Below are 18,342 nucleotides of genomic sequence, written 5' to 3'. Positions count from 1 at the left end.
TGGAGGCGGTGTCGCAGCTCTGGGTGGGTCCTCGCAGCGCGCCGGCGGGCTGCGAGGGCACCGCGGGATCTGCGAGCCCGCCGGTGCGGTGTTGCGCCCTTCCGGGCAGCGGTCCTGGGCATATCCCGCAGCCCTGGACGTGGTCTCGCAATGCGCCGGCGGGCTGCGAGGGCACGACCGACGCTGCGCGGACGCCGGCCGCCTCTGCGAGGCACCGCCCGAGCACCGTGCCGGCCGGGTGTGCGCGCCCACACGGGCCGCCGGGTGGTGGTCTTTGCAGCGTGGGGGCGGTGTCGCAGGCCTGGGTGGGTCGTCGCAGCGCGCCGGCGGGCTGCGAGGGCACGCCCGACGCTGCGCAGCCGCCAGCACCGAGGCCTCGTCCACCCGGGACCAGTTGCTCCGCGTCGACGTCTGCGCGGGCGTGATCGACGGGCGGCGTAGCGTCGCGCGCATGGCGCTGTCCGACACCCCCATCGCCGCGCTCGACGGCGGTCCGCTCCCGGCCCTCGACGGTCGGGCCGTCCTGGTCGTCAACGTGGCGTCGAAGTGCGGGCTGACCCCGCAGTACTCCGGGCTGGAGCGCCTGCAGGAGCGGTTCGGCGACCGGGGCTTCACGGTGCTCGGCGTGCCGTGCAACCAGTTCGCCGGCCAGGAGCCCGGCTCGGCCGAAGAGATCGCGACGTTCTGCTCGGCGACCTACGGCGTGTCCTTCCCGCTGACCGAGAAGGTCGAGGTCAACGGGGCCGGGCGGCACCCGCTGTACGCCGCGCTGACCGCGGCCGAGGACGCCTCCGGCGAGGGCGGCGACGTGCAGTGGAACTTCGAGAAGTTCCTGGTGGCCCCGGACGGGCGGGTGGTGGGCCGGTTCCGCCCGCGCACCGAGCCGGAGGCCGACGAGGTCGTCTCGGCGATCACCGCGGTGCTGCCGGGCTGAGCCACCGCGACCCGTCCACCCCGGCGGCCAGCTCCCGGCGCACGTCGGCCCAGCGGGCCAGCTCCTCGCGGACGGCGGGGTGGGTCTCGTCGTCCAGCGCCCGGGCGCGGGCCTCGGCGAGGACGTCGTCGATCAGGACGCGCCGGCCCGTCCGCGCCGACCGCACGGCCGCCTCCACCATCGCCAGGCTGGGCACGTTCTCGTGCACCTCGCCCATCGGGACGGTGCCGGAGCGCACCGCGTCGGTGAAGGCCCGCAGGGCCCCGGCGATGCCGGAGCCCGGGGGAGCCGACGGGGTGCCGGGGCCGGCGTCGGAGACCGGGTCGTGGTCGCCGTCCCAGCGGGCCGAACCCCGTTCGGCGCTCAACCGCCACTCGCCGTTCCACGACGTCTGCGCGCCGCGGCTGCACCAGCTGCCGGTGTAGGTGTAGCGGGCGCCGCCGCCCATCGCGAAGACCGCGGTGGCCGAGGCGTCGCCCGCGTACCAGCTCCACGGCGGGTTGTGCGCCTCGCAGTAGGCCGACACCGGCTCGGCACCGAGCAGGAACCGGGCCGCGTCGAAGGCGTGGATCGCCATGTCGACCAGCAGCGGGTCGGCCATCTCCTCGCGGAACCCGCCGAAGTGCGGGTCGCGGAAGAACTCCGTGGTCAGCGAGCCCGGCGCGCCCAGCTCGGCCGCCATCGCGCGCAGCGCGAACAGCTGAGGGTTCCACCGCCGTGACTGGCTCACCATGAACAGCCGCCCGGTGACCCGGGCCGCCGCGGCCAGCGACAGCGCCTGGGCCACGGTCTCGGCCACCGGCTTCTCGCCGAGCACGTCGAGCCCGGCGAGCAGCGCGGCCGTCGTGACCGGGTGGTGGGCCCGGGGGACGGTGGCGTTCACGACGGCGCGCGCCCCGGTCGCCGCGGCCAGTTCCACGGCGTCGGCGCCCACCGCCACGTCCCGCCCGGTGGACTCCGCCGCGGCCCGGGCCGTGGGCGGGTCGAGGTCGGCGATCCCGACCAGCTCGACGTCCGGGTCGGCCTCGATCGCCGCGCACCAGGCCCGGCCCATGTTCCCCGCGCCGGCCAGCACCACCCGCAGCGGATCCGCACCGCTCACCCGAGCGGCCCCGCGTAGCCGGTGCCGGTGAAGAACTCCCCGGTCTCGTAGCGCAGCAGCACCGGGTCGGTGCGCTCGGGCCGGTCGGTGCGCGCCCACCGCACCCCGTTGGCGATCACCCGCCGGACGTCCGGGTGGTGGTAGGTGGGGTAGTCCTGGTCGCCGGGGCGGAAGTAGAAGATCCGCCCGTACCCGCGGCGGAACGTGCAGCCGCTGCGGAAGGCTTCCCCGCCGGAGAACGTGCTGATGAAGATCAGCTCGTCGGGGGCGGGGATGTCGAAGAACTCGCCGTACATCTCGTCGGACTCGATGATCAGCGGATGCGGCGCCCCCTCGGCGATCGGGTGGGTCGGGTCGACGGTCCAGATCAGCTCGCGGTCGTTCTCGCTGCGCCAGCGCAGCGTGCAGCTGGTGCCCATGAGCGTGACGAACACCTTCGACCAGTGCCCGGAGTGCAGCACCACCAGGCCCATCCCGGCCAGCACGTGCCGGTGCACCCGCTCGACGACCTCGTCGGCCACCTCGTCGTGCGCGGCGTGGCCCCACCAGACGAGCACGTCGGTGGCCCGCAGCGCGTCCTCGGTGAGCCCGTGCTCGGGGTCGTCGAGGGTGACGGTGCGGACCTCGGCCCCGTCGCCGAGGTTCTCCCGGATGCCGTCGGCGATGGTCTCGTGCATGCCGTCGGGGTAGATGGCGCGGACGTGCTCCTCGATCTGCTCGTGGCGGTTCTCGCCCCAGACGGTCACGCGGACGGGGGTCATCGCTGCGTTCCTCTCGGTCATTTCAGCGCTCCGGAGGCCACGCCGGCGGTGACGAACCGCTGCGCCACCACCAGCAGCACCACGGCCGGGACGGAGGCGAGCACGGCGGTGGCCATCACCGAGCTCCAGTCGTTGATGTAGGTGCCGATGTAGGTGAAGATCCCCAGCGTCACCGGGCGGACCTGCTCGGTCGTGGTCAGCGTGAGCGCGAACAGGAAGTCGCTCCAGGCGAACAGGAACGTGAACAGCCCGGCGGTGACGAGCGCGTTGCGGCTCATCGGCAGCACGATCGCGACGAACGTGCGGATCTGGCCCGCGCCGTCCACCCGGGCGGCCTCGATGACCTCGCTCGGGATGGCCAGCAGGAACGCCCGCATGATGATGATCGCGAACGGGATGCCGTGCGAGGCGTCGGCCAGGATCAGCCCGGGCACCGAGTTGAGCAGCCCGAGGTCGCTGTAGACGTCGTAGAGCGCGTTGGCCACGACGATGCCGGGGATCATCTGGCTGAGCAGGATCGCGAACAGCACGACGCCGGCGCCGCGCACCCGGAACCGGGCCAGCGCGTAGGCCGCGGGCGTGGCGATCAGCAGGCTGACCACCACGGTGCCCAGCGAGACCACCAGGCTGGTGACCAGGTTGCCGCCCTGCTCGCGCAGCGCGGTGGCGTACCCGTCGAAGGACAGGTCGAGCGGGATCCACGGCGTGCGCACGGCCGAGCCGCTGGGCTGCAGCGAGACGTTGAGCATCCAGTACAGCGGGAACAGCAACACGGCCAGGATCAGCACCCCGACCAGCGTGCTGCCCCAACCCCGCCGCCGGGTCATCGGCCCCCACCCACCAGCGCGCGCCGGTTGGCCCGCAGGTAGAGCAGCGCGAACACCAGCGAGATGACGATCAGGACGTTGCCCATCGCGGCGCCCTCCCCGAAGCGGAACTCCTGGAACGACAGGTGGTAGGCCTGGGTGGCGACGGTCTGGGTGGCGTTGGCCGGCCCGCCGTCGGTGAGCCCGAGGATGATGTCCAGCACCTTGATCGTGTAGACCACCCCGAGCACCAGCACCACCGCGACCACCGGGCGCAGCAGCGGCCAGGTCACGTGCCGGAACGCCCGCCAGCCGGTGGCCCCGTCCAGGGCGGCCGCCTCGTACAGCTCCTCGGGCACGTCCTGCAGCCCCCCGTAGAGGATCGTGGTGTTGAACGGGATGCCGATCCAGATGTTCACCGCGATCACCGCGATCAACGCCAGCGACGTGCTGGTCAGCCAGCCCGGGCGGTCGGCGACGCCGAGCGCGCCGAGGAACTGGTTGAGCGCGCCGTTGTCCTGGTCGAGGATCCAGCGCCACACCGCGCCGGAGACGATGAGCGGGATCAGCCACGGCAGCAGCAGCAGCGAGCGCAGCAGGCCGCCGAGCGGGAAGCGCCGGTGGAAGAAAACCGCGATCGCCAGGCCGAGCACGAACTGCCCGGCGATCGAGCCCGCGGTGAACAGCGCCGTGTTGAGCAGGGCCGTGCCGAACACGTTCGACGAGATCACCGCGGCGTAGTTGTCCAGGCCGACCCACGGCGCCTCGCCGGTGTAGAAGGTGCGGGTCGTGTACTCCTGGAATCCCATCAGCAGGTTCTGCACGACCGGGTAGCCGAAGAAGACCACCAGGTAGAGCACCGCCGGCACGAGGAACCCCAGCTGCAGCAGCCGCTCGCGCCCGCGCGGCGACCGCCACCCGCCGGCCGGGCCGCTGACGGGCTCCGGCGCGGCGGTGCTCACGAGCGGCCGTTCGGGGGCCGCCACCCCGCCGGCCCGCTCAGCCATCCTGGGCCTGTTGCAGCGCCTGCAGCGGCGCGGCGCCGCCGGTCAGTGCGGTCTGCACGGCCGTGTAGATCTTGGTGGCCGCGGCCGGCCACTCGGCGCCGAGCTTGCCGGTGCGCGAGCGGGCGGTCTGCACGACGTCGGTGAAGGCGGCCATGCGCGGCACCTCGGTGACGAACCGGTCGCGCAGCGCGGTCTTCGTCGGCACGGTGGTGCGGTCGGTGGCCAGCGCGATCTGGTTCTCGTCGGTGTTGAGGCAGGCCACGATCTCGGCGGCCTTGGCCTGGCGGGCCGGGTCGCCGGTCTGCGGGATGGTCCAGGTCTCCCCGCCCAGCGGCGCCACCACGTCCTGGCCGGCGCGCGGCACCGGGATCGGCACGACCTCGTACTTCAGGCCCGCCACCTCGTCCAGCGCCGGGAACTGCCACGGCCCGTTGACCATCATCGCCGCGTTGCCCGCCGCGAACTGGTCCTTGACGTCGGCCTGGCCCCAGTTCAGCACCGACTTCGACGCCGAACCGGAGTTCACCAGGTCCACCCACAGCTGCAGCGCCTGCGCGGTCTGCGGCGTGGCGATGTCGGTCTCGTCGCCGCCGTTGGACCACATGAACGGCAGGAACTGCCAGGCGCCCTCGTAGTCGGCGACGGCGGAGAACGCGACGCCGTAGCGCTCGCCCTGGGTGAGCGCGGCCGCGGCGGTCTTCAGCTCGTCCCACGTGGTCGGCGGCTGGATGCCCGCCTGGGCGAGGATGTCGACGTTGTAGAACAGGCCCAGCGAGTTGGTGACCGGCTGCAGCCCGTACACCTGGCCCTCGAACGTCGATGCGCTGGCCACGCCCTCCTGGAACCCGTCGACGGACAGGCCGAAGTCCGAGATCGGGGCGAGCGCGCCGGTGGCGGCGATCTGCTGCAGGTCGGGGTTGTCGAGCATGAGGACGTCGGGCAGCGTGCGCGAGGAGGCCTGCTGCAGCACCTTCGCGACGAGTTGTGGGCCGGGGATGGTCTCGCGCTCGATCGCCACGCCGGCCTGCTGGCCGCACTCGTCGAGCTTGCGCGCGTAGACGGTCTTGTCGGGCTCGTTGTTGTAGTAGTCGAGCACCCGCAGCGAGGTGACCTCACCGCCGGGGGTGGCGCCGCCGCTGCCGCCGCCGCACGCGGTGAGCGCGAGCGCCGCGGCCGCGGCGAGCGCGGGGAGAGCGGTCCGTCGTGGTGCTCCTCGTCGAGCCATTGCCGGGTCCTCTCGGTCGACTTCTCGATCATGTCGATGCGTATCGATAGCCGGCGTGCCGAAGGCCGCCGGAGCCGGTGCGGGTCAGGGCGGGGGGACGGTCGTCTCTCGTCGGGTGAGCCGGGGCGCGACCAGTTCGACCAGCTCGGCCGGGTGCTGGCCGTCGCGGTCGAGCAGCTGGAACAGGATGTGCATCGCCCGCCGCGAGACGTCGCGCGGTTCGAGCGAGACGTTGGTGACGGCAGGCACGCTGGCCTCGGCGTCGGCGTCGGTGCACAGCCCGATCAGCGACACGTCGCGGCCGGGGACCACCCCGCGCTCGATCAGCGTGTGCAGCACCGGCTCGACGGCCTGCGAGTTCGGCACGACGATGCCGGGCCGGCCGCCGTCGGCCAGCGCGCGCTCCACCGCCGCGCGGGCCGCGTCGGTGCCCGGCGGGACCGGGTCGACGACCGAGTGGCCCAGCCCGTGGCGCCGGGCCGCGGCCGCGCTGCCCCGCTGGAAGCGGCGCACGTAGTTGAGGTCGCGGTCGATGACCTCGGCCGGGTGCCCGATGAGCACGACCCGGTCGTGCCCGAGCCCGGCCAGCTCGTCGACGGCCAGTTCGCCGGCCAGCGCGAAGTCCAGGTCGACGCAGTGCAGGCCGGCGCTGTCGTCCGGGACGCCGATGAGGATCACCGGCACCCCCAGCTCGGCGGCCACCGGGATGCGCGCGTCCACGGCCTCGATGCCCATGAGCACGATCGCGTCGCACAGCGCGCGACCGGCGAGGCGGGTGAGGCCCGCGGCCCCCTCGTCCGCGGTGACCAGCAGGACGTCGTGGTCCTCGGCGCGCGCGCAGCCGGCGATGGTCTCCAGGAACGGCAGGATGCCGGCGGTGTCGGCGCTGGCCCCGAACGGCACGACCAGGCCGACCACCTGCGTGCGCTGGCTGGCCAGCGCGCGGGCGCCGGCGTTGGGCTGGTAGGTGAGCTGGTCGATGGCGTCCAGGACGCGCTTGCGGGTCTGCGGGGAGATGGACCGGCGACCGGACATCACGTAGGACACGGTGCTCTGCGAGACCCCGGCGACACGGGCGACGTCCCGGCTCGTGACCACGGCACCCCCACCGCCTCGTCGTCGGCAGGCTGTCGATACGCATCGACAGCGACGGGTGCGACCGTAGCCACCCGATCGGGTGACCGCAAGGCCCGGACGGCGGTGATCGTCGCGCCGCGTCCATGCCTGCGGGCGATCGTCCGCGCGGCTCCGCCGCGCACGCGCGACGACCGGATGCGGTCGGCCGGCGCCGTGCGGCGGGCGGATAGGGTGGCCGGGCCAAGCCGGGGCGACGTGGTATTCCGCGTGGTGTTTGTGGTGTTTCGCGCCCGGGACGCAATGAGAGGGCGAGCATGGCGGAGAACGACGGGCAGCACCTGCTGGGGCTGCTGTTGCAGGACGAGCAGGCGCTGCTCGAACGGTGGCTGCGCGACGCGGCGGTGCACCTGCAGGGCCGGGCGTCGTCCGCCGAGCTCGAACGCGCCTTCCGCGACCTGCTCACGGCGCTCGCCAAGGGCGTCAGCGGGGGTGGCCTCGACCTCGACCACGAGGCCTACGGCGAGGTGCGCGCGCTGCTGTCCGAGCTGTCGCGCGACCGCGCGCGCCGCGGCTTCACCCCCAGCGAGACCGCGGTCAGTGTGTTCTCGCTCAAGGGCGCGCTGTTCGACCTGGCCGCCCGCGCCGGCCAGGGCACCGACGCGATCCTGGTGGCGTCCCGCTGGGTCGACGCGCTGGGCCTGCTGACCTTCGACAGCTACGTCCGCGCCCGCGAGGAGGTGATCGCCGAGCAGTCCGAGCAGCTGATGGAGCTGTCCACGCCGGTGGTCAAGCTCTGGGAGGGCGTGGTCGCGGTCCCGCTGATCGGCACGCTGGACTCCGCGCGCACCCAGATCGTGATGGAGAAGCTGCTGCAGACCCTGGTCGACACCGGGTCCGAGCACGCGATCATCGACATCACCGGGGTCCCGGCCGTCGACACCGAGGTGGCCCAGCACCTGCTCAAGACCGTGGTCGCGGCCCGGCTGATGGGCGCGGAGTGCACCATCTCCGGCATCCGCCCGCAGATCGCGCAGACCATCGTGGCGCTGGGCATCGAGTTCGGCGACATCCCCACCAAGGCCAACCTGGCCGACGCGCTCCTGCACGCGCTGCGCGGCAGCGGCGTCGAGGTGGTGCGCAGGCGCAGCGGGGGAGGGCGATGAGCCAGCAGGTCCCGGTCCTGCGGCTGGGGAACGCGCTGCTGGTGTCCATCCAGGTCGACCTGCAGGACGACGACGTGCTCGCGCTGCAGGAGGAGCTGGCCGAGCGGATCGTGGCCACCGGCGCCCGCGGGGTCATCATCGACATCTCCGCGGTGGACATCGTCGACTCCTTCATCGGGCGGATGTTCAGCTCGATCGCGGCGCTGTCGCGGGTGCTCGACGCGGAGACGGTGGTCGTCGGGATGCGCCCGGCGGTGGCCATCACGCTGGTCGAGCTGGGCCTCTCGCTCGACGGGGTGCGCACCGCGCTGGACCTGGAGAAGGGGCGGGCCATCCTGGACCGCCTCATCGCCGACCGGCGCACGGTGCGCGACATCGCCCAGGACGATGACGAGTTCGTCCCGATCGACGACCCGGCGGGGGAGCGGCACCAGCCGGATCCGAGCCGGCGGTGAGCACCTCGGCGACCGGGGTGGACGAGCTGCCCATCTCCTCCGGCGACGACGTCGTGCGCGTGCGCCAGCTCGTGCGGACCAGGGCGCAGGGCATCCGGCTGTCCCTGGTCGACCAGACCAAGCTGGTCACCGCGGCCAGCGAGCTGGCCCGCAACACGCTGGTCCACGGCGGGTCCGGGACGGCGCGCATCGAGGTGGTGCAGCGGGCCGGGCGCTCCGGGATCCGGGCGGTGTTCAGCGACGAGGGCCCCGGCATCCCCGACCTCGACCTGGCGCTGACCGCGGGCTGGACCTCCGGCGGCGGGCTCGGGCTCGGGCTGAGCGGGGCCAAGCGGCTCGTCGACGAGTTCGACATCGACACCGAGGTCGGGCGCGGCACCAGCGTCACGGTCGTCAAGTGGTCGAGGTGACGGCGGCCACGGGCCCGCCTTCGACCGCCGAGGACGTCCAGTGGTTGCGCGTCGACGACCTGAGCGCGGCGGGCACCGTGCGCCGCGCGGCCGAGGGGCTGGCCGCCGTGCTGGGCTTCCCGCCCGCGCGGGCGGCCGAGCTGGGCCTGGCGGCCACCGAGATCGCGACCAACGTCGTCCGGCACGCCGGGGGCGGGTCCGTGCTGCTGCGCAGCCTGCGCGGCGCGCGGACGACCGCGGTCGAGCTGCTGGCCGTGGACCGCGGCCCCGGCATGGTCGACGTGGCGGCGGCCAGCCGCGACGGCCACACCACGGCGGGGACGCTGGGTATCGGCCTGGGCGCGATCGTCCGGCTGGCCGACGACCTGGAGATCTTCTCCCCGGCCGGGGTGGGCACCGTGCTGGTGGCCCGCTTCGACGCCGACCGCCGGGTCCCCACCCCGGCCGATCCCACGGCCGCCGGTCTGACCAGGCCGATCACCGGCGAGACCGCCTGCGGCGACGCCTACTTGATCCGCCACGACGGCGAGCGCACCCTCCTGCTCATGTGCGACGGGCTCGGGCACGGCCCCATCGCGGCTGCGGCGTCGCAGCGGGCGGTCGCGGCGCTGCGCGGGCAGCCGTGGCCGGTGGGCCCGGACCGGGCGGTGGCGACGCTGCACGCGGCGCTGTCGGGCACCCGGGGCGCCGCCCTCGCCGTCGCCGAGCTCGACCCGGTCGCGGGGGTGGTGCGGCTGTGCGGGGTCGGCAACATCGCCGCGGCGGTCGTGCACCGCGAGGCCAAGCGCAGCGCCGTGTCGATGCCCGGGGTGGCGGGCGTGCGGATGCGCGCGGTGCGCACCTTCGAGTACCCCCTGCCCGAGGGCGCGCTCGTGGTGCTGCACTCCGACGGCCTGACCGGTCGTTGGGGCCCGTCGCGCATCGACGGCCTGTTCACCCGCTCCCCGCTGGTGGTGGCCGCCGCGCTGCTGGCCGAGGCCGGGATCCGGCACGACGACGCCGGGGTCGTCGTGGCCCGGGCGCGAGCGTGAGCGGGTCGCGGTGATCGGCCACGAGGTGCTGCGGCTGGTGCTGGCCGAGGAGCGCGACGTGTTCGTCGCCCGCCAGCGCGGCCGCGAGGTCGCCGCGGCGGTCGGCCTGGAGAACCAGGACCAGGTCCGGGTCGCGACCGCGGTGTCCGAGCTGGGCCGCGAGCTGGTCCTGCGGGGAAGGCGCGCCGAGCTGGTGCTGTCGCTGGCGTCCGGGGGCTCGGCCCTGCTGGTCACCGCGCGCTGGACCGGGGAGCTGCCGGGCCTGGAGCACACCGAGGGGGTCCGGGCGGCCGGCCGGCTCACCGACCGCTGCGAGGTGGTCCAGGGCGACGGCGTCGGCACGGTCGTGCTGGGCAAGCGGCTGCCGGCCACCACCGACCCCCTCCGGCCGGGTGTCGTCGAGCAGCTGCGCGAGCGGTTCCGATCCACCACCACCGCGTCCGCGCTCGACGAGCTGCGCACGCAGAACCAGGAGCTGCTCGACACCCTGGAGGTGCTGCAGGCCCGCCAGGAGGCGCTGGAGCACGCCAACGCCGAGCTGGAGGAGACCAACCGGGGCGTGATGGCGCTGCACGCCGAGCTCTCCGGCGAGCTGGAGGAGACCAACCGCGGCGTGGTGGCGCTCTACGCCGAGCTGGACGAGAAGACCGAGCAGCTGCGCGAGGTCAGTGAGAGCAAGACCCGGTTCTGGGCCAACGTCAGCCACGAGCTGCGCACCCCGATCAACTCGGTCGTCGGACTCGCCCGGCTGCTGCTCGACCCGCGCTCCGAGGCGCTCGGCGCGGAGCAGCGCCTGCAGGTCGAGATGATCCGCGACTCGGGGTCGGTGCTGCTCGCGCTGGTCAACGAGCTGCTCGACGTGGCCAAGGCGGAGTCGGGCCGGATGGAGCCGCAGTGGGCCCCGGTCGACGTCGGGGCGCAGCTGGCGCACCTGCGGGCGAGCCTGCTGCCGCTGGCGCCCGCCGGGGTGGCGCTGCGGGTGGACGTGCAGCCGGGTATGCCCCCGGTGTCCACCGACCCCGGCATGCTCAACGGGATCGTGCGCAACCTGGCCACCAACGCGCTGAAGTTCACCACCGCGGGCGAGGTGCGCGTGAGCGCCGTCCTCGACGCCGAGGTGGGCCTGCTGCGCGTCACCGTGGCCGACACCGGCATCGGGATCCCGGCCGACCAGCTGTCGCGGGTGTTCGAGGAGTTCCACCAGGTGCCCGGCCCGCTGCAGGTCGGGGCGGCGGGCACCGGCCTGGGGCTGCCGCTGGCCCGGCGGCTGACCGAGATCCTGGGCGGCGGGCTGACGCTGAGCAGCGAGGTCGGCGTGGGGACGACCGCCACGCTGGAGCTGCCGGCAGCCGGCCAGGATCCGGCCGCCCCCCGGCTGGGCAAGGTGCTCGTCGTCGACGACGACCCGGCGTTCCGCGCGCTGGCCCGCCGGGTGCTGGTCGCGGTGGCCGAGCAGGTCGAGGAGGCGGCCGACGGCCCCACGACGGTGCGGATGCTGCACGCCGCGCCGCCCGACCTGCTCGTGCTCGACCTGAACATCCCGCCGCCGGACGGCTGGGCGGTGCTCGCCGGGATGCGCGCCGACCCCGTCCTGGCGAGGCTGCCGGTCGTCGTGGTCACCGCGGCCGCGCTGGACCCGGCGTGGATCACCGAGGTGGCCGAGACTGCGGTGGTGCTGTCGAAGTCCGACCTGACTCCGGCCGTGCTGCTCACGGCGGCCGCCGATGCCGCAGCGCTGCTGGGAGGGACCGATGGCTGAGGCGGACCCGGCCGGGGACGGCGTCACCACGGTGCTGGTCGTCGACGACGCCCCGGCGACCCGCTACATCGTGGGCAGCTGGCTGCGCCGCGAGGGCTTCCGGGTCGCCGAGGCGGCCACCGGCGCCGAAGCGCTGGAGCTGGTGCGCACCCGGCCGGTCGACATCGTCGTGCTCGACGTGGGCCTGCCGGACATGACCGGCTTCGAGGTGTGCGAGCAGATCAAGACCGACCCGGCGCTCGGGCAGCCGGTGATCCACCTGTCGGCGACGTCGGTGGAGGGCCGCGACCGGGCCCACGGGCTCGACCGCGGCGCCGACGCCTACCTGACCGACCCGGTCGAGCCCGCCGAGCTCGTCGCCACGGTGAACTCGGTGCTGCGCTACTACCGGGCGCGCGGCCAGGCCGAGGAGCTCGCCCGCCAGCAGACGGCGCTGACCGCGGCCACCATCACCATGAACATCGCCCGGGACGTCGACGCGCTGGTCTCCGCGGTGGCCGCGGGCGCCGCGGACATCGCCGCCGCCCCGGCGACGGCCATGGTCGCCGGCCCCGAGGGGCGGCTGCGCCAGGCCACCGTGGCCGGGCCCGGCGCCTCCCCCGTGCTCTCCTCGCCCGCGCCCGAGGTGCTCACGCGCCTGCTCGCGCAGAACGGGGCGGCGCCGTCGGACGGGCAGCTGCTCCCGGTGCCGGCCGCGGTGGCGGCCGCGTTGGACGCCGCGGTCGGCAGCAGCTGGACGCTGCTGTCGCGGGCCAGGGCCGGGCATCCCCCGGTCTGCGTCGTCGTGCACGACCAGCCCACGCCACCGACCCGGCTCGTGGACGGCCTCGTCCAGCTGGCCGGGGCGGCGGTGCTGGCCGCCGACGCCCAACGCGCGCACATCGAGGAGCACGACCTCGCGCTGACCCTGCAGCGCAGCTTCCTGCCCGTGGAGTTCGGCACGCTGCCCGGCCTGCGGGCGGCGGTGCGCTACCTGCCCGCGGTCCAGCACGCCGAGATCGGCGGCGACTTCTACGAGATCATCCGGCTCGCCGACGGCCGCGTGCTGGTGGCCATCGGCGACGTGGCGGGCCACTCGATCCACGCCGCCACGATCATGCTGGAGCTGCGCCACGCCCTCCGTGCCTACGCCATCGACGGCCACGGGCCCGCCGCGATCCAGCGCCGGCTGGAGCGCGTGCTGCGCCACTACCACCGGCGCGAGTACGCCACCCTGTGCCTCTTGCTGATCGACGCCGAGCGCAGCGAGATGTCCGTCGCGACGGCCGGGCACCCGCCGCCGCTGCTGGTGGGCGACGACGACGCGCACTACGCGCCGGTGGCCGGGCCGATGCTGGGCGTCGGGCTGGAGCACCCCGACGAGACCGTCCTGCCGCTGGCCGGGGTGCGCACCCTCGTCCTGGTCACCGACGGGATGCTGGAGGACCGGCCGACCGACATCGACGCCGCCATGGAGCGCCTGCGCACCTGGCCCACCCTGGGGTCGGACCCCGAGGACCTGTGCGACGACCTGCTGGCCAACTTCGGGCGCAACCGCGCCGACGACATCGCCCTGCTGGTGCTGCGGCTGACCCCGCCGGAGCAGTCCGCGACCGCGTCCCGGTGATCGGGAGCGACCCCTTGTGAGCCCGCACCCCGGTCGTTAGCGTCCGGCCCGTCGCTCGGCCGGAACGGGGCCCACCGTGGACTTCGACGTCATCCTGCCCGGGACCAACCGCATCCCCGGCGCCCACGGCTGGGCGCACGCGCTCGACGGCGACGGGTTCCGGCGGATCCTGGCCGAGGTCGACCGGCTCGGCTACCGGAGCGTGTCGGTGTCCGAGCACCTGGCCATGCCGCACGCCGAGGTGCCCCGGCTGGGCCCGTACTGGCAGGACGCGCTGACCGTCATGGCCTTCGCCGCCGCGGCGACCCGCCGCGTCCGCATCGACGCGGCGGTCCTCGTGCTGCCCTACCACCACCCGCTGCGGCTGGCCAAGGAGCTGGCGACCATCGACGTGCTGTCCGGCGGCCGGCTGAACGTCTCGGTCGGGGTGGGGCACGCCGTCGCCGAGTTCGCCGCACTGGGCGTCCCGTTCGCCGAGCGCGGCGCGATCGCCGACGAGGTACTGGAGGCGCTGCGGGTGCTGTGGACCGAGGAGTGCCCCGAGCACCGCGGGGAGCACTTCGCGATCAGCGGCCTGGCCGTCGAACCGAAGCCGGTGCAGCGCCCGCGCCCGCCGATCTACGTGGGCGGCAACTCCAAGCCGGCGCTGCGCCGCGCGGCCCGCCACGACGGCTGGCAGCCGAACCCGGTGCGCTTCGGCACCGCCGAGATCCCCCCGTTGCTGGACTACCTGCGCACCCGGCCCGAGTTCGACGGCAAGGCCGCGACCTTCGACCTGAACTGGCTGAAGTCGCCGAGCGGGGCGCGGCTGCCGCAGGGCTTCGCCGCCGCGAGCCCCGCCGCGCTCGCCGGCCACCGGGAGCGCCTCGTCGACGCCTACTGCGGCGAGTACCGCTCGATCGGCATCACCCGCACCGTCGTCGAGCCGCCGCGCGCGCTCGCCTCGGAGAACGAGTACCTGGACTACCTGGCGTGGTTCGCCGAGGAGGTGGTGCCCGCGGTGCCGACGGGGCGCCCGCCGTCCTGGTGAGTGGGAGCGGGCCTGCCCACGGTCCGCGCCGGGTGGTGGAGTCGCCGCGAGGAGGCCGACCCATGACCCGAGCCACGACCCCCGCGCCGCCGCCCGACGTGTTCTCCCCGGGCCGGATCGGCCCGGCGACCCTGCGCAACCGCACGATCAAGTCGGCCACCTACGAGAACATGGCGCGCCGCGGCCTGGTCACCGACGCACTCGTCGACTTCCACGTGGCCCACGCCCGCGGTGGGGTCGGCATGACGACGCTCGCCTACTGCGCCGTCGCGCCGGAGGGCCGCACCGACGGCCACCAGATCGTCTGGCGCCCGGCGGCGCTGCCGGGCCTGCGCAGGCTCACCGACGCCGTGCACGCGGAGGGCGCCGCGGTCTCCGCGCAGATCGGCCACTCCGGGCCGGTGGCCGACGCCACCCGGACGGGCCTGCCCGCGCTGGGCCCCAGCCGCCGGCGCAACCCGGTCTCCCTGCGCGCGGTGCGCGCCGCCACCCGCGAGGACCTGGACCGGATCGTCGCCGCGCACGGCGCCGCGGTGCGGATGGCGATCGAGACCGGGTTCGACGCGGTCGAGGTCCACCTCGGGCACAACTACCTGGCCAGCGCATTCCTCTCGGCCAGGCTCAACCGGCGCACCGACGAGTTCGGCGGCGACCTGCAGAACCGGGCCCGGCTGGCCCGCCGGATCATGCACGCCGTGCGCGACGCCGCGGGCGACCGCATCGCCGTGCTGGCCAAGCTGAACATGGACGACGGCGTGCCGGGCGGGTTCTGGCTGGACGAGGCCGTCGTGCTGGCGCGGTGGCTCGAGGCCGACGGCACGGTCGACGCGCTGGAGATGACGGTGGGCAGTTCGCTGCTCAACCCCATGTACCTGTTCCGCGGCGACGCGCCGGTGCGCGAGTTCGCCGAGGTCATGCCGCGCCCGATCCGCGCGGGCGTGCGGCTGCTCGGCTCGCGCTTCCTGCGCGAGTACCCCTACCGCGACACCTACCTGCTGGAGGACGCCCGCCAGATCAGGGCCGCCGTCGCCCTGCCGATGGTCCTGCTCGGCGGCATCACCGACCGCGCGGGCATGGACACGGCCATGCGCGAGGGCTTCCAGTTCGTCGCGATGGCCCGCGCCCTGCTGCGCGAGCCCGACCTGGTCAACCGGATCGCCGCGGACGCCGCCACCCGCTCGCTGTGCAACCACAACAACCGGTGCATGGTGACGATCTTCCGGGGCAGCCGGTGCGTGCTGGTGCCCTCGGCGGGCGAGGGTGGCTGAGGCGGCGGGACGCTCCCGGTGGGGCTCAGCGTCGCGCCGGGGCCCCGAGCGTGGTGCCCAGCCAGTCGAGGATGGGGCCGGGCCGGCGCTGGAACTCCAGGTAGCCGTCCCAGCGGCGGGTGGTCCCGCGGATCCAGTGCAGCCCCTTGCGGTCGCCGGGAACGGCGTCGAACATCGCCCGGACGTCGCTCGGGTCGGTGAGGACGTCGTCGTGCACCTGGAGTAGGTAGATCGGCACGGTGACGTTGCGCGCCCACTCGATCGGGGCGCGCCGCGGCAGACCGACGCTGGTCGTGAGGACGAGGCGCCGACTCAGGTCGGCCATCAACCGGTCGTCGATGCGCTCGGGCGGCACCCCGGCCATGGCGAGTTGGCGCTCGAGGATCACCCGGGGCGTCAGCGGCTGCACGGCGACCACACCCCGCACCGCCGAGAAGGCGTCCGGGGACTGCGTCATCGCCGCGAAGGTGGCGTTGGCGCCGAGACAGCGGCTGAGCAGGCCGATCCGCTGCTCCCGGGTGTCGGGTCGGGACCGGACGTAGTTCAGCGACCCGACGACGTCGCGCGCCTCGAACACCCCGCTGGTGCCGATGCCCCCGTTGGCCGCGCCGCTGAGGCCGTGGTTGCGCAGGTCGTAGGCCAGCACGTGGTAGCCGGCGCCGTGCAGGATCCGGTAGTCCGGCAGGAAGTCCACCTCGATCCCGTTTCCGCTGGACTCCCACCGCGACCGCCACGGCTCCAGGTGGGTCGGGAGACCGGATCGGCTGAACCCGCTCGGGTGGTTGGCCACGACCACACGGTCCGCTCCGGGAGCGGGGATGAACCAGCCCTCCAGCGGCACGCCGTCGGCGGACGGGAAGGCGACCTCCTCGAAGTCCAGGCCCACCTCGTCGGGCGTGCGCAGGACCGGCGCGCGCAGCGGGGAGCGGAAGCCGTCGGCGATGGCCCGGAGGAGCGCCTCGATCTCCTCGTCGGACGGGTGGGCACCCCTCGGGGCGGGGGGATCGCTCATGTCCTCAGACCGCGAACCGCATCCGCTTCACCCCGTGGGTGAAGTTGGACAGCAGCATCTCCGGCTCGCCGACTGCCCGGATCCCGGGGAGCCGGGTGTACAGCTCGCGCAGCATGGTGGTGGCCTCCAGGCGGGCCAGGTTGGCGCCGAGGCAGAAGTGCGGGCCCGGGCCGCCGAAGCCGAGGTGGGGGTTGGGGGAGCGGGTGATGTCGAAGCGGTCCGGGTCGGCGAACACGTCCTCGTCGCGGTTGGCCGAGCAGTAGAACAGCAGCACCTTCTGCCCGGCGCGGACCGGGTGCCCGGCCAGGTCGCCGTCGCGGGTGGCGGTGCGCCGGAACTGGATCACCGGGCTGGCGTGGCGCACGACCTCCTCCACCGCGCCCCCGACGCGGCCGTCGAGGTCCTCCAGCAGCAGCTCGCGCTGCTCGGGGTGGGCGGTGAGCAGGCTCAGGGCGTGCGCGATGGTGGCCCGGGTGGTCTCGCTGCCGGCCAGCACCAGCAGCACGAACAGCGTGCCGACCTCGCGCGGGGTGAGCCGCTCGCCGTCGGCGTCGGCGTGCACCAGGGTGGTGATGAGGTCGTCGCGGGGGTCGCGCAGGCGCTCGCGGCCCAGCCGCCCGACGAGCGTGACGAGCGCGTGCCCCGCCCGCACGATGCGCAGGCTGCCCGGCAGCACGTGCTGGGGCCCGGGGGCGCCGTGGCGCAGCAGGTACTCGCGGCGGATGCCGGTGTACTCGGGGTCGGAGAAGCCGACGAGGGTGGTGCCGTGGTGGGCCACCAGCGCGTGGTGGCGCTCGGGGATGCCCAGCAGGTCGCAGATCACCTCGACGGGCAGCCGCTGCGCGACCTGGGCGACGAAGTCGCCCGGCCCGTGGGCGATGACGTCGTCGACGATCCGGGCGGCGCGCTGCTGGATGCCGTCGGTGAGCCGGGCCAGCAGCCGGGGGGAGAACCGGCGCGCGACGACCTTGCGCATCCGGGCGTGCGCCGGCCCGTCCATGTTGATCATCGAGCCGAGGTAGCGGGACAGCCACGGCGGCACGTCGTAGAGCGACGCGGCGGTCGGGGCGTTGCCGAACAGGTCGGCGGCCCGGGTCGCCTCCACGACGTGCGCGTGCCGGACGACGGCGAGGAAGCCGTCGTCGGTGGGGGTGAAGGGCATGCGGTTGCGGAACGGCACCCACCGCGGGGCGTCGAGCCGGCGCAGGGCGGCGAACGCGGCGGCCCGCTCCTGCTGGGGGAGGGCCCAGAACGCGAGGTGCCCCGGGTCGACCTGCGGTCCGGACGTCGTCGTCACGGGGACAGACTGCCACGATCCGGGTCCGTCAGGACCGCGGACCCGGGCGGGACGGCCGTCAGCGCCGCGAGCGCAGGTGCAGCGTGACGAGCCCGGCCAGGCCCAGCGCGCCCATCCCGCCGAACAGGGCGTGCGGCGCCACGGCACCGTTGCCGATCACGGAGACGACGGCGTTGCCGACCAGCCCGATCGCCAGCACCACCCAGAGCGTCACCCGCAGGGCGACGGCCCCGGGTGCGGGGGTGGGGCGGTTCGCGGGGCGGACGGTGGGGCGGTCGGTGCCGGGCATGGGTGCTCCTCGGGGTTCTCGGTGCTTCTCGGTGTTCTGGTGTTCTCGGTGTGCGTTGACGTCGTCGACGCTACGAAGCGGCGGGCCCGCCGCCGATCCCCCCAGCTGCC

18 protein-coding genes are annotated in these 18,342 nt (G+C 74.4%); 9 read left to right on the top strand and 9 right to left on the bottom strand.

The features are described from left to right. Nucleotides 1-451 precede the first annotated feature (451 nt). Nucleotides 452-934 (top strand): glutathione peroxidase, encoded by a 483-nt coding sequence (locus KIK08_RS04950; RefSeq protein WP_214401788.1) that lies wholly within the window; start codon nt 452-454, stop codon nt 932-934. On the opposite strand, the gene KIK08_RS04945 is transcribed toward KIK08_RS04950, so the two are convergent. The 6 genes from KIK08_RS04945 to KIK08_RS41505 form a co-directional block, all read right to left on the bottom strand. Beyond that, nucleotides 912-2,036 (bottom strand): Gfo/Idh/MocA family protein, encoded by a 1,125-nt coding sequence (locus KIK08_RS04945; protein WP_214401787.1) that lies wholly within the window; start codon nt 2,034-2,036, stop codon nt 912-914. The two genes, KIK08_RS04950 and KIK08_RS04945, sit on opposite strands and share 23 nt — an antisense overlap. Continuing rightward, nucleotides 2,033-2,797 (bottom strand): ThuA domain-containing protein, encoded by a 765-nt coding sequence (locus tag KIK08_RS04940; protein ID WP_250556314.1) that lies wholly within the window; start codon nt 2,795-2,797, stop codon nt 2,033-2,035. Before KIK08_RS04940 ends, KIK08_RS04945 begins: the two co-directional genes overlap by 4 nt. A 17-nt stretch (nt 2,798-2,814) precedes the next feature. Then, entirely contained in the window at nt 2,815-3,624 is an 810-nt protein-coding gene (locus KIK08_RS04935; RefSeq protein ID WP_214401785.1) for a carbohydrate ABC transporter permease, read from the bottom strand. Continuing rightward, complete coding sequence (locus KIK08_RS04930) at nt 3,621-4,610, bottom strand: carbohydrate ABC transporter permease (RefSeq protein ID WP_214401784.1); 990 nt, start codon at nt 4,608-4,610, stop codon at nt 3,621-3,623. The genes KIK08_RS04935 and KIK08_RS04930 overlap by 4 nt, the downstream gene beginning before the upstream one ends. After that, nucleotides 4,603-5,835: a sugar ABC transporter substrate-binding protein gene (locus KIK08_RS04925; RefSeq protein WP_214401783.1), complete on the bottom strand. Its 1,233-nt coding sequence runs from the start codon at nt 5,833-5,835 to the stop codon at nt 4,603-4,605. Before KIK08_RS04925 ends, KIK08_RS04930 begins: the two co-directional genes overlap by 8 nt. Before the next feature lie 84 nt (nt 5,836-5,919). Continuing rightward, nucleotides 5,920-6,933 (bottom strand): LacI family DNA-binding transcriptional regulator, encoded by a 1,014-nt coding sequence (locus KIK08_RS41505; protein WP_214401782.1) that lies wholly within the window; start codon nt 6,931-6,933, stop codon nt 5,920-5,922. 293 nt (nt 6,934-7,226) lie between these two features. Between KIK08_RS41505 and KIK08_RS04915 the strand changes: the two genes are divergently transcribed. The 8 genes from KIK08_RS04915 to KIK08_RS04880 all read left to right on the top strand — a co-directional run bounded on the left by KIK08_RS04915 (nt 7,227) and on the right by KIK08_RS04880 (nt 15,634). Beyond that, nucleotides 7,227-8,075, top strand: coding sequence for an STAS domain-containing protein (locus KIK08_RS04915; protein WP_214401781.1), 849 nt, complete (start codon nt 7,227-7,229; stop codon nt 8,073-8,075). Next, nucleotides 8,072-8,530 carry an STAS domain-containing protein gene (locus KIK08_RS04910; RefSeq protein WP_308257397.1) on the top strand — a complete coding sequence of 153 codons (459 nt, stop codon included), beginning with the start codon at nt 8,072-8,074 and terminating at the stop codon, nt 8,528-8,530. Before KIK08_RS04915 ends, KIK08_RS04910 begins: the two co-directional genes overlap by 4 nt. Continuing rightward, nucleotides 8,527-8,940 (top strand): anti-sigma regulatory factor, encoded by a 414-nt coding sequence (locus KIK08_RS04905; RefSeq protein WP_214401780.1) that lies wholly within the window; start codon nt 8,527-8,529, stop codon nt 8,938-8,940. The genes KIK08_RS04910 and KIK08_RS04905 overlap by 4 nt, the downstream gene beginning before the upstream one ends. After that, on the top strand, nt 8,928-9,971 hold the full coding sequence (locus KIK08_RS04900) for an ATP-binding SpoIIE family protein phosphatase (protein WP_214401779.1): 1,044 nt from the start codon (nt 8,928-8,930) through the stop codon (nt 9,969-9,971). Before KIK08_RS04905 ends, KIK08_RS04900 begins: the two co-directional genes overlap by 13 nt. 10 nt (nt 9,972-9,981) lie before the next feature. Continuing rightward, nucleotides 9,982-11,730, top strand: coding sequence for an ATP-binding response regulator (locus KIK08_RS04895; protein WP_214401778.1), 1,749 nt, complete (start codon nt 9,982-9,984; stop codon nt 11,728-11,730). Further along, nucleotides 11,723-13,336: a SpoIIE family protein phosphatase gene (locus KIK08_RS04890; protein WP_214401777.1), complete on the top strand. Its 1,614-nt coding sequence runs from the start codon at nt 11,723-11,725 to the stop codon at nt 13,334-13,336. The genes KIK08_RS04895 and KIK08_RS04890 overlap by 8 nt, the downstream gene beginning before the upstream one ends. A 76-nt stretch (nt 13,337-13,412) precedes the next feature. Continuing rightward, entirely contained in the window at nt 13,413-14,366 is a 954-nt protein-coding gene (locus tag KIK08_RS04885) for a TIGR03619 family F420-dependent LLM class oxidoreductase (RefSeq protein WP_214401776.1), read from the top strand. A gap of 62 nt (nt 14,367-14,428) precedes the next feature. Continuing rightward, a complete protein-coding gene (locus KIK08_RS04880) occupies nt 14,429-15,634 on the top strand; it encodes an NADH:flavin oxidoreductase (protein WP_214401775.1) in 1,206 nt (401 codons plus the stop codon). A 25-nt stretch (nt 15,635-15,659) separates the two neighbouring features. Here the strand turns inward: KIK08_RS04880 and KIK08_RS04875 are convergent, their stop codons facing one another. Genes KIK08_RS04875 through KIK08_RS04865 form a run of 3 tightly spaced genes read right to left on the bottom strand, consistent with a single transcriptional unit; the run spans nt 15,660 to nt 18,232 of the window. Then, entirely contained in the window at nt 15,660-16,646 is a 987-nt protein-coding gene (locus KIK08_RS04875) for an alpha/beta hydrolase family protein (RefSeq protein WP_214401774.1), read from the bottom strand. A 4-nt stretch (nt 16,647-16,650) separates the two neighbouring features. Next, nucleotides 16,651-17,943, bottom strand: a complete 1,293-nt coding sequence (locus tag KIK08_RS04870; protein WP_214401773.1) for a cytochrome P450 — start codon at nt 17,941-17,943, stop codon at nt 16,651-16,653. 58 nt (nt 17,944-18,001) lie between these two features. After that, nucleotides 18,002-18,232 carry a hypothetical protein gene (locus tag KIK08_RS04865; RefSeq protein ID WP_214401772.1) on the bottom strand — a complete coding sequence of 77 codons (231 nt, stop codon included), beginning with the start codon at nt 18,230-18,232 and terminating at the stop codon, nt 18,002-18,004. Between the last annotated feature and the right edge of the window lie 110 nt (nt 18,233-18,342).

Origin of the sequence: Pseudonocardia lacus (assembly GCF_018531445.1) — a bacterium.
Classification (GTDB): domain Bacteria; phylum Actinomycetota; class Actinomycetes; order Mycobacteriales; family Pseudonocardiaceae; genus Pseudonocardia; species Pseudonocardia lacus.
The sequence above is the reverse complement of the archived record's forward strand: the minus strand, read 5'-3'. Positions and strand labels throughout refer to the sequence as shown.

What these genes read in the sequence shown, in the direction of transcription:
- KIK08_RS04930 (WP_214401784.1), bottom strand. Translation starts at nt 4,610, where the DNA reads ATGGCTGAGCGGGCCGGCGGGGTGGCGGCCCCCGAACGGCCGCTCGTG.
- KIK08_RS04865 (WP_214401772.1), bottom strand. Translation starts at nt 18,232, where the DNA reads ATGCCCGGCACCGACCGCCCCACCGTCCGCCCCGCGAACCGCCCCACC.
- KIK08_RS04935 (WP_214401785.1), bottom strand. Translation starts at nt 3,624, where the DNA reads ATGACCCGGCGGCGGGGTTGGGGCAGCACGCTGGTCGGGGTGCTGATC.
- KIK08_RS04910 (WP_308257397.1), top strand. Translation starts at nt 8,072, where the DNA reads ATGAGCCAGCAGGTCCCGGTCCTGCGGCTGGGGAACGCGCTGCTGGTG.
- KIK08_RS04915 (WP_214401781.1), top strand. Translation starts at nt 7,227, where the DNA reads ATGGCGGAGAACGACGGGCAGCACCTGCTGGGGCTGCTGTTGCAGGAC.
- KIK08_RS04880 (WP_214401775.1), top strand. Translation starts at nt 14,429, where the DNA reads ATGACCCGAGCCACGACCCCCGCGCCGCCGCCCGACGTGTTCTCCCCG.
- KIK08_RS04940 (WP_250556314.1), bottom strand. Translation starts at nt 2,797, where the DNA reads ATGACCCCCGTCCGCGTGACCGTCTGGGGCGAGAACCGCCACGAGCAG.
- KIK08_RS04925 (WP_214401783.1), bottom strand. Translation starts at nt 5,835, where the DNA reads ATGGCTCGACGAGGAGCACCACGACGGACCGCTCTCCCCGCGCTCGCC.
- KIK08_RS04890 (WP_214401777.1), top strand. Translation starts at nt 11,723, where the DNA reads ATGGCTGAGGCGGACCCGGCCGGGGACGGCGTCACCACGGTGCTGGTC.
- KIK08_RS04875 (WP_214401774.1), bottom strand. Translation starts at nt 16,646, where the DNA reads ATGAGCGATCCCCCCGCCCCGAGGGGTGCCCACCCGTCCGACGAGGAG.
- KIK08_RS04950 (WP_214401788.1), top strand. Translation starts at nt 452, where the DNA reads ATGGCGCTGTCCGACACCCCCATCGCCGCGCTCGACGGCGGTCCGCTC.